This is a genomic window from Rhizobium sp. P44RR-XXIV, from assembly GCF_001999485.2.
Lineage (GTDB): Bacteria > Pseudomonadota > Alphaproteobacteria > Rhizobiales > Rhizobiaceae > Rhizobium.
Window position 1 is genome coordinate 271,046 of the sequence record NZ_MPVZ02000025.1, and the last position, 14,561, is coordinate 285,606.

Consider the following 14,561-nt stretch of genomic DNA (forward strand, 5'->3'; position numbering starts at 1 on the left):
GGAGGCACAAAGCAGACATGGATATTCAAGAGGGAGAAAGAAGGGTCCTGCCCTTCGACGTGACGCATCGGCTCGTGCTGTCGATCGCGCTCCCGATGACCCTCGGCTTCATGACGACGCCGCTGCTCGGCCTGGTCGACACCGCCGTGGTCGGCCATCTCGGCCAGCCGGATGCGCTGGCGGGGCTCGCGATCGGCGCGGTGCTGTTCGATCTCATCTTCGCAAGCTTCAACTTCCTGCGTGCCTCGACCACGGGCCTTACCGCCCAGGCCTATGGCCGCCGTGACCGGCACGAGCAGCAAGCTGTCTTCTGGCGTGCCCTGATCTCGGCGCTCGGCTCCGGCACCCTGATCGTGCTGCTCTCACCCGTGCTGCTCTGGCTCGGCATCGCCTTGATGGGGCCGCAAGGCGCCATCGCCGAGGCGACGCGCACCTATTTTTCCATCCGCATGCTCTCCGGCCCGGCGGCGCTTGCCAATTATGCGCTGCTCGGCTTCGTGCTCGGCCGCGGCCAGGGCGGCATCGGGCTGCTGTTGCAAACCGTCATCAACGGCGTGAACATCGTGCTGGCGATCTGGCTTGGCCTGTGGCTCGGCTGGGGCGTGGCAGGTGTCGCCTGGGGCACGCTGATCGGCGAGGCGAGTGGCACATTGCTGGGGCTTGCCATCGTGCTGCGGAGCTTTGCTGGAGAGAAGCGGCCGGCACGCGCCGAACTTCTGTCGCGCGCCAAGCTCACGCAGCTCTTCGCGCTCAATCGCGATATTCTCATCCGGACCTTCGTGCTGATCGGGGCCTTCACGCTGATGACGCGCATCGGCAACAGTTTTGGCGCAGTCATCCTGGCGGCCAATGCAGTGCTGATGAACTTCTTCCTGCTGTCAGGCTATTATCTCGATGGACTGGCAAACGCGGCCGAGCAGATCACCGGCCGCTCGATCGGCGCCAATTATCGGCCGGCCTTCGAGCGCGGATTAAAGCTGACCGGATTCTGGTCCTTCGGGCTGGCGCTTGCCGCCGCCATCTTCTTCTTCACCCTCGGCCCGGCATTGATCCGCCTGCTGACGACCTCGGAGGAGGTGCGCCTCGCTGCCGAAACCTATCTGCCATGGGCGGCCGTCACCGGCCTCACCGGCGCGCTGGCCTTCCTGATGGATGGGGTCTTCATCGGCGCCACATGGTCACGCGAGATGCGCAACAAGATGCTGATGTCCTTCGGCGGCTACCTCGTGGCGCTCGCGGTCCTGGTGCCGACACTCGGCAATCACGGCCTGTGGATGGCCATGAATGCCTTTCTGCTGTTCCGCGGCATCTTCCTGGCCATGGGCCTGAAGACGCGGGCCGATCAGACGTTCCGGTTCGCCCAGTAGTCCAGCCTGGTGTCGCGGAGATCTCGGATCGAACCAACGCGCTCGCGGTCGATGAGCTTCGACAGGCCGGAGACGACCTGACCTGCCAGGCCCGGGCCTTCATAGACCATGCAGGAATAAAGCTGCACCAGATCGGCGCCCGCCTTGATCTTCTCGAGTGCCGTTTCGGCCGACGAAACGCCGCCGACCCCGATGATCGGCAGCGCACTGCCGACGCGGCGGCGCATCTTCGCCAATACCGCCGTCGACTTCTCGAAGACCGGCTTGCCGGAAAGGCCGCCCGCCTCTTTCGCCTGCCGCTGATCCTTCAAACCGTCGCGTGAAAGCGTGGTGTTGGAGACGATCAGGCCGTCAAGCGCATGCGACAGGGCTTCCGCCGCGATGTCGTCCATGCCCTCTTCAGTCAGATCCGGAGCGATCTTCAAGAAGACCGGGATGCGTTTGCCCGCCTTCGCTGCCTCTTCGTCGCGCGCGGCGAGCACGGCCGACAGCAACACCGCGAGGCTCTCGCGTCCCTGCAGATCGCGCAGGCCCGGCGTATTGGGCGAAGATATATTTGCGGTGAAATAGCGTGCGACGGAATAGAAGCGGCGGATACCGGCGACATAGTCGGCGATGCGGTCAGCGCTGTCCTTGTTCGCACCGATATTGACGCCGATGATGCCGCCACTGCGAACAGCCTGCAGCCGGCGAAGAGCCGCCTCGTGGCCTTCATTGTTGAAGCCGAGGCGGTTGATGACGCCCTCATCCTCGATAAGGCGGAAGATGCGCGGGCGCGGATTGCCGGCTTGCGCCTTCGGCGTCACCGTACCGATTTCGGTAAAGCCGAAGCCGAGCCTCAAAAGCGCTTCCGGCACCTCGGCATTCTTGTCAAAGCCGGCCGCCATGCCGATGGGGTTGGCGAAGTCGAGCCCGGCCACGGTCTGGCGCAGGCGCGGATCGGCCTTGAGGCGGCAGGTCGGCACGAGGCCGGACTTCAACGCCGCAATCGACATGCCGTGCGCCGTTTCCGGATCAAAAAGAAAGAGGCCGCGTCGGCCGAGGTCGCGAAAGGCGTCGATCATTCAGCCATCTCCGGAAAGACATGCGCGCCATCGGCGCCGATCGGCAGCGGCTTCTCCCAGAGCACGGCGGAAAGCGGCAGAGGCGCATAGAGATGCGGGAAGAGGTCACCGCCGCGCGAGGGTTCGAAGACCAGCTTGTCGCCAAGCGCATCGCCATCGACCGCCACCAGCAGCAGGCCCGTCTGGCCGGCGAAATAGAGTTCCGCGGTTTTCACCGCCTGTTTGGCCGTGGAGAGATGAATGAAACCGTCTGTCAGGTCGATTGCCGCGCCATGAAAAACGCCGGTTTGTCTGGCTTGTTGCCAGAGGGCATCCGGCACGATCTTGTAAACCACTGGCATGGCGGTCATCATCCCTATGTAAACCTGTCGTGATAGGGCTTTGCACGAAAACATCGGCCAATGTCCACGGTTTCCGTGGTGGATTTGAGATTTTAACGCAGAAAATCCGGGGGATGACATGACGAAGGAACTGAAAATCGGCCTTGCAGCCATGCTTTTGCCAGCCGCTCTTCTTCTCTCAACGCCGGCTCTGTCAGCCGAACAGGATACGGCACGCTTCCAGCTGGAGCGCAGCGGCGATCACTTCGTCCGCCTCGACCGAAAGACCGGCGCGATGTCCATCTGCCAGGATCAGACAGGCAACCTCGTCTGCCGCATGGCGGCCGACGAGCGCGCCGCCTATGACGACGAGCTGGACCGCCTTTCCGACCGCGTGACGAAACTGGAAAAGACCGTTGCCTCGAACAAGGGATCGAGCCTGCCAAGCGACGCCGATGTCGACCGCACGCTCGGCATCATGCAGAAATTCGTGCGCGGCTTCATGGGCATGGCGAAGGAATTCCAGAGCGAAGAGCCGAATACCAAACCGCTGCCGCAGAAGACGTGAAGCCAGGAAATCCGGCTGGCAAAGCACGGGGATAAAGGATCCTATTCCTATGCCGGTCTTTACTCGCCCATACGCCTCGGTTAACATTTTTTAAATGAGTTGAGCCGGTTAAGCCGGCGTACAGATGCTGAGCGGCGATGCTGTCACATGAGCAGATATGGGGTGCGATCGACAGGCTTGCCGAGCGGCACGCCCTGACGCCCTCCGGTCTGGCACGCCGCGCCGGGCTCGATGCCACCTCCTTCAACAAGTCGAAGCGATTGAGCCAGGATGGGCGCCTGCGCTGGCCCTCGACGGAATCGATCGCCAAGGTGCTGGAGGCAACGGGGGCAAGTCTCGAGCAGTTTCTGAGCTTCATCCGGCCGGGCGCGGTAACGGATACTGCGCCAGCAAACGGAATTTCCTCGCCCGGCAGCTCAATTCCGCTCATCGGCTTTGCCCAGGCGGGTGCCGGCGGTTTCTTCGACGATGGCGGTTTTCCGGCCGGTCAGGGCTGGGACATGGTGGAATTTCCCGCGGCCGCCGGGCACAGGACCGGCGCCTATGCGCTGGAGGTGCAGGGCGAAAGCATGCTGCCGCTCTATCGCGATGGTGATATTCTGATCGTCGAGCCTGGGGCTCAAATCAGGAAAAACGATCGCGTCGTGGTCAAGACCCGCGAGGGCGAAGTGATGGCCAAGGTCTTGCTGAGGCAGAGCGCGCGGTCTATCGAGCTACTGTCGCTCAACCCCGAACATCCCAATCGCAGCTTCGAGCTGGCGGATGTGGAATGGATTGCCCGGATCATATGGGCCAGCCAATAGGAAAGTTTTCTCGGTATGCGTCGTGATATTTTGCTTGCAGGTGTGGCAGGCGCGGTGATCGGTTCATGGTTGACCCTGATTGTGCTCCAGCTTGGCGAGCATGGGTTTTCCTTGCCTGGCCGCAGCAGCAACACGATGGCGGACAACCGTCCGGCTCCAGCACCCGCTCCCGCGGAAACAGCCAAGGCCGATCTCACGCCGCCCAAGAATGCCGATACACCGAAGCCGGCCGAAACAGCCAAGCAGGATGATGCTGCCGCCAGCAAGCCACAACCGGAAGACCAGGCAAAGACGCAACCTGCCAAGCCCGCAACGGAGACGGTGCCGGACAAGGTGACGCCGACAGTTGCAGCGCCGGCTTCACCCGCCACGCCGGATGGGAGCTCCCAGCTCTCCGAGGCTGCCGTAGCGGCAGCTGCCGCTGCGACTCCAGCACCTACAAACGACGATGCTGTGAAAACGCAAGACGGCGATACGGCCAAGACCGAAGACAACAAGGCAGCAACCGCGCAGCCAGCGGCACCGCCCGAGACCAAAGCCGCCACAGACCCAGCGCAGTCGAACGACGCGTCGGCAAAGCCGGGCGAGGCTCAGCCGGTACCCGCAACCTCGGACGCCGCAAAAAGCACTGAAACCGCTGCCGCCGAAATTCCGAAGCCCGCCGACGTCGCTCCCGAAGCCTCCAGCGCAACGCCGGCATCCCCGCAAGCTGCCGGCACAGATCAAGCCAAGGCAGATCCCGCACCAGACAACCGTATCCCAGCCGATCAGATCGACAGGGAGCTCGCGGCATCGGCTCATCGAACCCTTCCGCCCCAAGCCCAGCCCCAGCTCCAGCCAGAATCCCAACCTCAATCGGAACAGGCCTCGCTGGGTCCGGCGCAAAAGCCGCAAGAGCAGACGACTTCCATCGAACTCAACCGCCCCTTTTCCGATCAGGCCGGCATAGTTACGATCGCGGGCAAGAGCGTGCGGCTCGTCGGCATCATCCCGACCGATGTCGACCGCATGTGCACCAGCTCGAGCGGCAAGGACTGGCCTTGCGGTCAGGCCGCCCGCACGGCATTCCGCATGTATCTGCGCGGGCGATCCATCGACTGCGATCTGCCGAGCGCGACCTGGACCGGCACGGTGACCGGTGCGTGCCGCTACGTCCGCATCGATCTCAGCTCCTGGCTGGTCCGCTTCGGCTGGGCCGATCCGGAACCCGGCTCGCCGCTGGTCGCGCTTGTCGACGAGGCCAAGCAGAAAAAGCGCGGCATGTATGGCGACGATCCGCGCAAGAATGGAAAGTCGACGCTTGGGCCGGCCCTGCCCAAGGAAGATCCGCTCAATCCAATCTGATGCCTTGCCTCCGCCACTACAGCGCCGCGCGTCATATATGACGCGCAAAGGTCGCTGCAGCACTTTAAATCTGCTGCATAACTTTACCCTTAAATCGATTCCGATTTAAGGAATTATGCAGTAACTTTTGCCATGAGACGCGCGACTTTTCAGTCTGCCAAATTCAAAGGACTTCGCCTGTCATGAACAAGCCGCTTTCTGCTCACGAGGCCCTGATCTACGTCATGGTGCTGGCTTCGGCCGTCGACCGAACGATGAACGACCGCGAGCTCAGCCGCATCGGGGAACTCATCCACGCACTGCCGGTTTTCAAGGGTTTTGACGACGAGAAGCTGATCGCCGTCTCCCGCGACTGTGCCAAGCTGCTTTCTGGCAGCGAAGGCCTCGATATCGTGCTCGAAACCGTGCGCGATACGCTGCCGGCCCGGCTCTACGACACCGCCTATGCGCTTGCCGTGGAAGTCGCTTCGGCCGACCTGTCGGTCAAGGCCGAGGAACTGCGTCTCCTCAGCCTGCTCCGCGACCGTCTCGGCCTCGACAAGCTGACCTGTGCCGCCATCGAGCGCAGCGCGATTGCCCGCTACCGCAAGGCCTAGAGCGTTTTCCTCAAACTGCTCTCGTCAGTAGAGCCCATATGGGAAGTAGCGCAGATAGATTTCCTGCAGCCTGCCGTCACGCGAAAGGGTTGCCAGCGCATGGTTGATAGCGGCCGTCAGATCGGCATCCTGCTGGCGCAACATGATCGTCATGCCTTCGCCGAGGAACTGCTGAGACATGTACGGCCCGTCGAAAAGGGCGCAGCATTTTTCGGCCGCCGGTGACGACACCCAGAAGGATAGCTGCAGGCCATCGGCAAAGGCAGCGTCGACCTTGCCATCCCTGACGGCAGCGAGAAGCGCATCCTTGTCGTCAAACGGCACCGGCTTGATCGCGGGGAAAAAGGCGGTCATCATCGCCTCATGCACGGTGCCCTTGACGACGCCGACCGGGTGCCCGGCAAGCGAGGCCGCCGTCGTTCCATTGATCGGCGCCTTGAGATTGCGCACGAAACGCGCCGGCAGCATCAGGAAGGGACGGGAAAAAGCGAAGCTCTTGCGCAGCTCGGGCGTCACTGCGACGCCTGATATCACTGCATCGCCCTGCGAGGCGGAAAGCGCGCCCTGCAATTCATTGAAGGGCAGAGCCTGGATCTGGCACTTGTCCGCGATGGCGAGCTCGTCGCAGATCTTGCGGGCGAGCTCGACGTGAAAGCCCGTGAGCTTGCCGTTCTGATCGAGGAAGTTGAAGGGCGGGAAATCGACCGATGTCAGGAACCGCAGCCTGACCAGCGTAGACAGGTCGGGTTTCGGCAGTCGCTCCCGGGCATCGAACAGGATCGGCAAACTGGGCGGCTTTGCCTCCTGGGCGGAGAGCGACAGAGCGCAAGACATCGCAATCAATGTTGCGTGCGTCAAAAGCCGGGCCGTGGAGATCATCGACGAAAGGCAAACACGCATGGTCTTGATCCGGCCTCCGGTCGTGGCTGCACATCCTTGATTCACGAATCCGGTTTAGCAGAGTCACGTCGCAGGGGGAATATCGCACCATGGCCGAAGGGATAGAGCGAGCCATAGCTCACCAAGCGGGCGGCCTATCGGTTCGCCGATATTTTCGCAGCGGGCAGCAGCTCGATATTTTCGGTTGTCGGGTTAGTTTTTTCTCCGCGCCGCTTCAGCAATCTTGCCGGCGCGCCGACATAGATTCCATAGGGCTCCGTCTTTCCCTTGACGACGGCATTCGCACCGATGACGCACCCTCGTGCGACGTGTGCGCCGCCCAGGATCTTCGCTCCCGCCCCGATCCACACGTCGTCTTCAATGACGATCGGTTTCTTCGTCACGCCCTGCAGGCGAATGGGCTGCGTGAGATCATCGAAATTATGATCGAAGGACACCACCATGGCATGGGCGGCAATCCGCACGTCATTACCTATGGAAATGCCGCCACGGCCTAGCAGGATGCTGTATTCGTTGAAGGAGACGTGGTTGCCGACTTCGATACTGCCTTCTTGTGCATCGATGACGACGCCCCTGCGGAAATGGACTCTTTCGCCAATGCGAACGTCACCACGCTTCCAGATAATCCTGGTGTCGAGCGGAACTTTCGTACTTCGGCCGATCTCAAGCACACCGCTCTTGAAAAGAGCCCTCAGCCTGTAAAGCCATGCTATGCCACGCATTCAAAACGCTCCTGACAAGGGGCGCTCGTTTTCTCATGCTTTTCCGGCCCCCACCTGAATGGGCTAGAACATGGCGATGCCGGAGGGGTAGCGCAAGTGTTGGCTACACGCATTGCACTGTCAGTTGCGCGCGACAAAGCCCGTAATCAAGGCGATAACGCCAAAGCCGGCCGCTGCTGCGCAGACTGCGACCCAGCCGCCAAAGTCCCACACCGTGCCGGCAAGCGCCGAACCAAGTGCGCCACCAAGAAAGAAGATGCCGACGAAGAGACCGTTGATCCGCCCTCGCGCCTCCGGATTGAGGAGGTTGACGGCGCGGCGTCCCAAGGTCTGGTCGCCGGTGACGCCGACGTCGAGCATGACGGCACTGACACCAAGCAGGATCAGCAGGGTCAGCGGATCACCGGACCGTATTCCGCCCACCCAGGCGGCCAATGCCAGGGCGGCAAGCATGATCAGGCGTGATACAAATGTTGCTATCCGCGTCCAGCCCCTGTCGCCCATGCGACCGAAGGGAGAGGTGGCGGCAGCGCCACCGGCTCCAACCAGCGCAAACAGCGCGATGCCGGACTGGCCGAGCGAGAATGGCGGCTGCACCAGCCGCAGGGCGACAGAGGTCCAAAACAGGCTGAAGCTCGCCATCATCAAGGCGGCGGTAAAGGCGCGCAGCCGCAGTATCGGCTCATCGCGCAGCAGCTGGAACAGCGAGCCGATCAGGGCGCCGTAGCTGGAACTCACCAGGGGGCGCCGTTCGGGCAGGCGCAGGGCGAGCACGGCGGCAAGAAGCGCAAGGGCTGCAGCACTGATGGCATAGAAACTCCTCCAGCCCCAGAAATCGGCAACCAGGCTCGCCAGTGGCCGCGACACCAATATGCCGACCATGACGCCGCTCATGACGTTGCCGATGACCCGGCCACGATGCTCCGGCGGCGTCATGGCGGCGGCGATCGGCACGAGAATCTGGATGGCGGAACAGGCCGCGCCCAGGAGGAACAGGAAGATGAGGAGGCTCCATCCTGTCGGCGCAAAGGCAGCAGCGATAGCCATTACCATGGCCGAGACGAGCATGCGCAGCACCAGCTGGCGATTTTCCATCAGGTCGGCGAGAGGCACCAGGAAAAACAGGCCGGCGGCATAGCCAAGCAGGGAGGCCATCGCCACGAGGCCCGCGCCGCTTTCAGAAAAACCAAGCGACGGGCCGATGATGCCGACAAGCGTCTGCGGCGCGAAAAGATTGGTGATGATGACGCCGGTGGCTATGGCGAACAACAATGTCGGAGGGGCCAAAACCGTCTCGGACGCCTCGTCCTCCGGCTCGCTGGCAATGCATTCGGGGACCTGAGCCATGGATTCTCCAATGAGCCTAAATAATATTGTTAGCCATCTTTATCGCTTTGTTGCATAATGCGGCAATTGAAATGAGCTAATAATGATTATGCGAGTTCCTCATGAACATTCATGATCTCGAAGCCTTTGTCGCCGTGGTGGAAACCGGATCTATCGTTGCCGCTTCCGCACGCATCAACCTGACCCAGCCGGGCATTACCCGGCGGATACAGAGCCTCGAGGATAGCCTCGGCATCGCCCTGCTCGATCGGCAATCCAAGCCGCTCAAGCCGACCGCCGCGGGGCGTGAAGCCTATGAGCACGGACGCCGTGTCCTGCGCTCGCTCGATGATCTCAAGGCCGGCGTCTCCCCGGGCGGCGCGATCAGCGGCGAATTCCGCCTCGGCGTCATGCCCTATCTCTCGGAAGCAGCACTCTCGGCCCCGCTCGATCAACTCCGCAGCCAATTTCCGCAACTGACACTGCGCATCGTCTCCGGCTGGTCGCCGCAGCTCGTCGAACAGGTCGCGCATAGCCAGCTGGATGCGGCGACCGTCTGCCTGGCGGAGGGCACGGAGCCGCCGGACAATGTCGTCGGCGACATGCTGGGGATCCATAACGTCATTCTCGTCGCATCGCCTTCGCTCGGAGTTCCCAAGGCGCCGAAACTCGATGAGCTCTCCCGCTTTCCCTGGATCATGAACCAGAGCGGTTGCGGCTTCCGCGCCTTCATTCATCATCGCTTCGAGGCAGAGCGACTGCCGTTCGACGTCGCCGTCGAGGCCATGAGCGCCGATTTGCGCATGTCGCTGGTGTCGCGCGGCCTCGGCATCGGCGTCCTCACGCCGGCGGCGCTATCAGGCAGCCGCTGGCGCAATTCCATCGAGGTCATCGAGGCGCCGGACTTCAGCCCGAGGGTCGTCAACTGGTTGGTGCATCGCCCACCGGCTGGGCGCCTCGCCCGGCCGATCGCGATTTTCGGCGAAGCGCTGACGGAGGCTTTGAAAGACAGAGCCAGTTTCTGAACTGGTTTCGATCTCAAGCGCCCGGCTTGTTGATCATCGCTTCAATGTTGTAGCCATCCGGGTCCAGGATGAAGCAGGCATAATAATCCGCCGTATATTCCGACCGGGGGCCGGGAGCGCCATTGTCCTCAGCGCCGGCCTCCAAAGCGGCGCGATAAAACGCATCGACCTCGGCCCTGCTGTCGACGCGAAAGGCAACATGCAAATGCGTCAAGGGCGGCTTGCTGCCCGTGTGCTGGATCTCGAACAGGCTGCCGTCGCCAACGTCGAATGCCCAGAACACACCTTCCTTGCCAAAGGACAAGCCGTAACCCAGCGGCTCGAAAGCGCGCTCATAGAACGCCTTGCTCTTCTCCAGATCGCTCACTTCGATGGTTATGTGATCAAACATGTCGAGCGCATCCCTGAGATCATTGACGATGGAAGGAAGCTGGAGCGGGTGAAGGGAATCGAACCCTCGTATTCAGCTTGGGAAGCTGCTGCTCTACCATTGAGCTACACCCGCCTGACATCCCGAGATGTCCAACAGTTGGCGGCCTCTGTCAAGGCCGGACGATAGGTCCTCAGAGCCGGAAGTGCTTGGACAGCTTCAGGCCCTGTGCCTGATAGTTCGAGCCGAGGCCGGAGCCGTAGAGGCTGCTTGGCTGCTCCAGCATGTGTTCATAGATCAGGCGGCCGACGATCTGGCCATCCTCGAGGATGAAAGGCACTTCATGGCTGCGCACTTCGAGCACAGCGCGGCTGCCACGGCCGCCGGCCGGGGCATGACCGAAGCCGGGATCGAAGAAGCCGGCATAATGGACGCGGAATTCGCCGACCAGCGGATCGAACGGCGTCATCTCGGCGGCATAATGCGGCGGCACATGAACGGCCTCGCGCGAAACGAGGATGTAGAATTCGTCGGGATCGAGGATCAGCTCGGTGCGGCCGCGGCTATAAAGCGGCTCCCAGAAATCGAAGATATCGTGCTGGGCCTTCTTGTCGACATCGACGACGGCCGTGTGGTGTTTGCCGCGATAGCCGATCAGGCCTTCCTTGTCGCCGGCAAGATCGATCGACAGCGCGATGCCGCCACCGGTGATGTTCGGCTTCTTGCTGGCGACCAGCGTCTCGGTCTCGTGCAGTGCCAGCAGTTCTGGCTCGTCAAGCAGAGCCTGGCCGACGCGGAAACGGATCTGCGACAGGCGCGAACCACGGCGAACGACGATCGGAAAGGTGCGTGGGCTGATTTCGAGATAGAGCGGGCCGGAATAGCCGGCCGGGATCTTGTCGAACTCCTGCGCCCGGTCGGTGATGACGCGGGTGAAGATATCGAGGCGGCCTGTCGAACTCTTCGGATTGGCCGAGGCCGACATATCGGCCGGCAAGTCCAGCCGCTCCATCAGCGGCACGATATAGACGCAGCCGGTTTCCAGCACCGCACCTTCGGAGAGATCGACGACATGCAACTTCAGCCAGTCGAGCTTGTCGGCAACCAGATGCGACGGACCGGGCATGAAGCTGGCGCGAACGCGGAAGGCATGGGAACCGAGGCGCAGGTCAAGGCTTGCCGGCTGGATCTGATCGACGTCCAGCTCTCTTTCGCTCGTCAGCCGTCCGGCGTCAAAGAGCGCCGCAATGGCGCGATCCGCTAGAATTCCTGTATTGCGAGCCATCATGCCTCTTTCCCCAGCCCATACGCCTGCAAATCCATATTCGACTTGTATGCCTGCGGGCTGATTCAAAACGTTACTGCGACCTTAGCGCATCCAGAGAGACGCGCGGGCAGTATTTGTCGCAGACAAAACCAAACTCAGGGAATTGACGCAAGCGATCAACGGCAGTATTGCAACTTATCCCGTGGTGATTTGGCCGGTCGGCTTGCAGCCACGTTAAACAAATGGCTAAAAAGACCGGGTTGAAACCGGTCTGCAATTGCGGCCGGTTTTTTTGTTTTGAAAGTGGTGATGGCATGAGCAAGACTTGGCGCCCCGCAACCCAACTCGTTCACGGCGGAACGCTCCGTTCGCAATTTGGCGAAACATCCGAAGCAATCTATCTGACCCAGGGCTTCGTCTATGACACCTCGGAAGCGGCGGAAGCCCGCTTCAAGGGCGAGACGGATGGTTTCATCTACGCCCGCTATGGCAGCCCGACCAACGACATGTTCGAAAAGCGCATGTGCGCGCTGGAAGGCGCTGAAGATGCCCGCGCCACGGCTTCGGGCATGGCCGCTGTCACCGCCGCGATCCTCTGCCAGCTGAAGGCCGGCGACCATATCGTTGCCGCCCGCGCCCTCTTCGGCTCCTGCCGCTGGGTCGTCGAGACGCTGGCACCGAAATACGGCATCGAATGCACGCTGGTCGACGGTCGTTTCGTCGAGAACTGGGAAAAGGCGATCCGCCCCACCACCAAGGTGTTCTTCCTGGAAAGCCCGACCAATCCGACGCTCGAAGTCGTTGACATCGCTGCGGTGGCCAAGCTTGCCAACCAGATTGGTGCCAAGGTCGTGGTCGACAACGTCTTCGCGACCCCGCTCTTCCAGAAACCTCTGGAACTCGGCGCCCATATCGTCGTCTACTCCGCTACCAAACATATTGACGGCCAGGGCCGCTCGCTCGGCGGTGTCATCCTCTCCGACAAGCAGTGGATCGACGAGAACCTGCAGGACTATTTCCGCCATACCGGTCCGGCCATGTCGCCATTCACCGCCTGGACGCTGCTGAAAGGCATCGAGACCTTGCCGCTGCGCGTGGCACAGCAGACGGTGAACGCTGCCAAGGTGGCCGATTTCCTCGCCGAGCAGGGCAACAAGGTCGCTCGCGTGATCTATCCCGGCCGCAAGGACCATCCGCAGGCCGACATCATCGCCAAGCAGATGACCGGCGGCTCGACGCTGGTGGCTTTTGAGCTGAAGGGCGGCAAGGAAGCAGCCTTCAAGCTGCAGAATGCATTGGAGATCGTGAAGATTTCCAACAATCTCGGCGACTCGAAGAGCCTGATCACCCATCCGGCCACCACGACGCACAAGAACCTCACCGACGAGGCCCGCGCGGAGCTTGGCATTTCACCGGGCACCGTTCGCTTCTCCGCCGGTATCGAGGACAGCCAGGATCTGGTCGAGGATTTCGCCCGCGCCCTGGAACAGGTTTCCGCCTGATACTATTCCTTCAAGCCGCCCGGAGATTCTCCGGGCGGCTCGACATGCTCCTATTGGAGCCATGCGGTCGTCGTCAGCTCGCCGCCTTGTATTGAACCTTGCCGGCGTGCAGGAAGAACATCTTATCGAAAAGCGACAGATCCAACGGGTTTGGCAGACGAACGTCATCGAGATCGGGCAATGGTTTCAGCGCCGGATCGTATGAACGGTCGATTTGCGAGATGAACACGATGATTACGCCCGTCTCACGCGCGAACGTCTTCAGCGCGCGGACCTGCGTCTCCAGTTCCGGCTTCTCCCGCTTCTGATCGAGTATCTGCAGATAGTCGACGACTGCCAGCGTGCCGCGTGGCGCCGAGGCCAGCCTGTTTGCAATGTAGTCGGCACTGATGGCGTCGGAACTGTCGAGTTCGAACAGCTCCCTGAACTCGGCCTGATCCACGCCGATGATCCGGAAACGATCCAGAACGACCTTTTCGGTATCCTCGAGCGTGAAGAAGGCGCTGCGATTGCCCGATTTCATGGCACCCACGGCGAGCTTGAGGCTCATCAGCGTCTTGCCCTGGCCGGGACGTGCGCCGACCAGCACCAGATCGCCCGGGCTCAACAGCGAGAAGAAATCATCGGGGGAAACGGCAGCCTGCGTCTTGGACGCAAGCAAGCTCCATCCTCCAAACCCCTCGCCGGCCGCGATGTGATCCAGTGCGGCGTGCAGGGGGATATTCTGCTGGCGCGACAAAAGCCGCGCCTTGCGCTTCAAATGATAAACAGGGGCGGAAAGCCTCATTGTAAACCTCCTATTGCGAGCAGTGACCGCAACCCCTCCTTATGCCAGGCGCTCAAACAGTCGGTTTGATGATCGACAGCCCCGCATGAAGTATACTTTCCCGGACGGAGGGGGGAGGCACGGGCCATGCCAGAATCAAATGATAGTCGAAATCCCGTCGTCGGGAAATCGCGCGGACGTTCTTTTCGCAGACCTGAAGGCTCGACCAAGCTTCATATGGCCGAGAGTTTTCGAGTGGCGCCCGACAGATATGGCAGTCAAACCTCAAGTGCACCCTAAATGATGCCAAGCCTTTCCACCTCACCAAGACATAGCGAGTGGAGCTATGGTAGAAAACACTAAAGGACAAGTAAGGCGAGATACTTTTGACGGCAACCTGATAGTCTTCGTTTTCTGTCGTAATATCTCCAATTCTCCAAGGAACAATCGCCGATGAGAATTTTCATCATTCCATTCCTTGACGGAACGGGCTGGTTATAGGATACCGCTAGATATCCTGCACTTTGCGGGAAGCATGGAAAGCGGGTAATATGCCGCGGACTTTAAAAATGCTGGAGCGTAAGTGGCGCTTGTAAGAACGCTCGTCGCTTCAGAGCAGTG

The 14,561-nt window shown here is 61.3% G+C and carries 15 protein-coding genes, 1 tRNA gene and 1 riboswitch; of the genes, 7 read left to right on the top strand and 9 right to left on the bottom strand.

The window, feature by feature from the left end; translation table 11 throughout:
• Nucleotides 1-17: 17 nt before the first annotated feature.
• Nucleotides 18-1,367: an MATE family efflux transporter gene (locus BSK43_RS06635; protein ID WP_077468640.1), complete on the top strand. Its 1,350-nt coding sequence runs from the start codon at nt 18-20 to the stop codon at nt 1,365-1,367.
• Here the strand turns inward: BSK43_RS06635 and BSK43_RS06640 are convergent.
• The gene (locus BSK43_RS06640) at nt 1,343-2,431 is read right to left on the bottom strand and encodes a quinone-dependent dihydroorotate dehydrogenase (RefSeq protein WP_077468639.1); all 1,089 of its coding nucleotides are present in this window, start codon (nt 2,429-2,431) and stop codon (nt 1,343-1,345) included. The genes BSK43_RS06635 and BSK43_RS06640 overlap by 25 nt on opposite strands.
• Nucleotides 2,428-2,784 carry a DUF952 domain-containing protein gene (locus tag BSK43_RS06645; RefSeq protein WP_077468638.1) on the bottom strand — a complete coding sequence of 119 codons (357 nt, stop codon included), beginning with the start codon at nt 2,782-2,784 and terminating at the stop codon, nt 2,428-2,430. Before BSK43_RS06645 ends, BSK43_RS06640 begins: the two co-directional genes overlap by 4 nt.
• Nucleotides 2,785-2,890: 106 nt before the next feature.
• Here BSK43_RS06645 and BSK43_RS06650 point away from each other — a divergent pair, with 106 nt between their 5' ends.
• The 4 genes from BSK43_RS06650 (at nt 2,891) to BSK43_RS06665 (ending at nt 6,062) form a co-directional block, all read left to right on the top strand.
• Complete coding sequence (locus BSK43_RS06650) at nt 2,891-3,319, top strand: hypothetical protein (RefSeq protein WP_077468637.1); 429 nt, start codon at nt 2,891-2,893, stop codon at nt 3,317-3,319.
• Between the two features lie 137 nt (nt 3,320-3,456).
• Entirely contained in the window at nt 3,457-4,122 is a 666-nt protein-coding gene (locus BSK43_RS06655; RefSeq protein ID WP_077468636.1) for a helix-turn-helix transcriptional regulator, read from the top strand.
• Nucleotides 4,123-4,137: 15 nt separating this feature from the next.
• Entirely contained in the window at nt 4,138-5,466 is a 1,329-nt protein-coding gene (locus tag BSK43_RS06660; protein ID WP_136686785.1) for a hypothetical protein, read from the top strand.
• Nucleotides 5,467-5,648: 182 nt separating this feature from the next.
• Nucleotides 5,649-6,062 (top strand): tellurite resistance TerB family protein, encoded by a 414-nt coding sequence (locus tag BSK43_RS06665; RefSeq protein WP_068397371.1) that lies wholly within the window; start codon nt 5,649-5,651, stop codon nt 6,060-6,062.
• A 24-nt stretch (nt 6,063-6,086) separates the two neighbouring features.
• Here the strand turns inward: BSK43_RS06665 and BSK43_RS06670 are convergent, their stop codons facing one another.
• The 3 genes from BSK43_RS06670 to BSK43_RS06680 form a co-directional block, all read right to left on the bottom strand.
• Nucleotides 6,087-6,896, bottom strand: a complete 810-nt coding sequence (locus tag BSK43_RS06670; protein ID WP_246662517.1) for a transporter substrate-binding domain-containing protein — start codon at nt 6,894-6,896, stop codon at nt 6,087-6,089.
• Between the two features lie 200 nt (nt 6,897-7,096).
• Entirely contained in the window at nt 7,097-7,684 is a 588-nt protein-coding gene (locus BSK43_RS06675; protein WP_077468634.1) for an acyltransferase, read from the bottom strand.
• 120 nt (nt 7,685-7,804) lie between these two features.
• Nucleotides 7,805-9,031: an MFS transporter gene (locus tag BSK43_RS06680; RefSeq protein ID WP_077468633.1), complete on the bottom strand. Its 1,227-nt coding sequence runs from the start codon at nt 9,029-9,031 to the stop codon at nt 7,805-7,807.
• A gap of 101 nt (nt 9,032-9,132) precedes the next feature.
• On the opposite strand from BSK43_RS06680, the gene BSK43_RS06685 reads away from it, so the two are divergent.
• Entirely contained in the window at nt 9,133-10,035 is a 903-nt protein-coding gene (locus tag BSK43_RS06685) for a LysR family transcriptional regulator (RefSeq protein ID WP_077468632.1), read from the top strand.
• Between the two features lie 13 nt (nt 10,036-10,048).
• Here the strand turns inward: BSK43_RS06685 and BSK43_RS06690 are convergent, their stop codons facing one another.
• From BSK43_RS06690 to BSK43_RS06700, 3 genes are all read right to left on the bottom strand, one after another.
• Nucleotides 10,049-10,426 (bottom strand): VOC family protein, encoded by a 378-nt coding sequence (locus BSK43_RS06690; protein ID WP_077468631.1) that lies wholly within the window; start codon nt 10,424-10,426, stop codon nt 10,049-10,051.
• Nucleotides 10,427-10,466: 40 nt separating this feature from the next.
• Nucleotides 10,467-10,540, bottom strand: a tRNA-Gly gene (locus BSK43_RS06695).
• A 58-nt stretch (nt 10,541-10,598) separates the two neighbouring features.
• On the bottom strand, nt 10,599-11,693 hold the full coding sequence (locus BSK43_RS06700; protein WP_077468630.1) for a 2'-deoxycytidine 5'-triphosphate deaminase: 1,095 nt from the start codon (nt 11,691-11,693) through the stop codon (nt 10,599-10,601).
• Nucleotides 11,694-11,864: 171 nt separating this feature from the next.
• Nucleotides 11,865-11,943: riboswitch (SAM riboswitch) on the top strand.
• A 43-nt stretch (nt 11,944-11,986) separates the two neighbouring features.
• Here BSK43_RS06700 and BSK43_RS06705 point away from each other — a divergent pair.
• On the top strand, nt 11,987-13,174 hold the full coding sequence (locus BSK43_RS06705; protein WP_077468629.1) for an O-succinylhomoserine sulfhydrylase: 1,188 nt from the start codon (nt 11,987-11,989) through the stop codon (nt 13,172-13,174).
• Nucleotides 13,175-13,247: 73 nt separating this feature from the next.
• Here BSK43_RS06705 and BSK43_RS06710 read toward each other — a convergent pair whose 3' ends face one another.
• Nucleotides 13,248-13,961 (bottom strand): DNA helicase, encoded by a 714-nt coding sequence (locus tag BSK43_RS06710; RefSeq protein WP_077468628.1) that lies wholly within the window; start codon nt 13,959-13,961, stop codon nt 13,248-13,250.
• Nucleotides 13,962-14,561 lie beyond the last annotated feature (600 nt).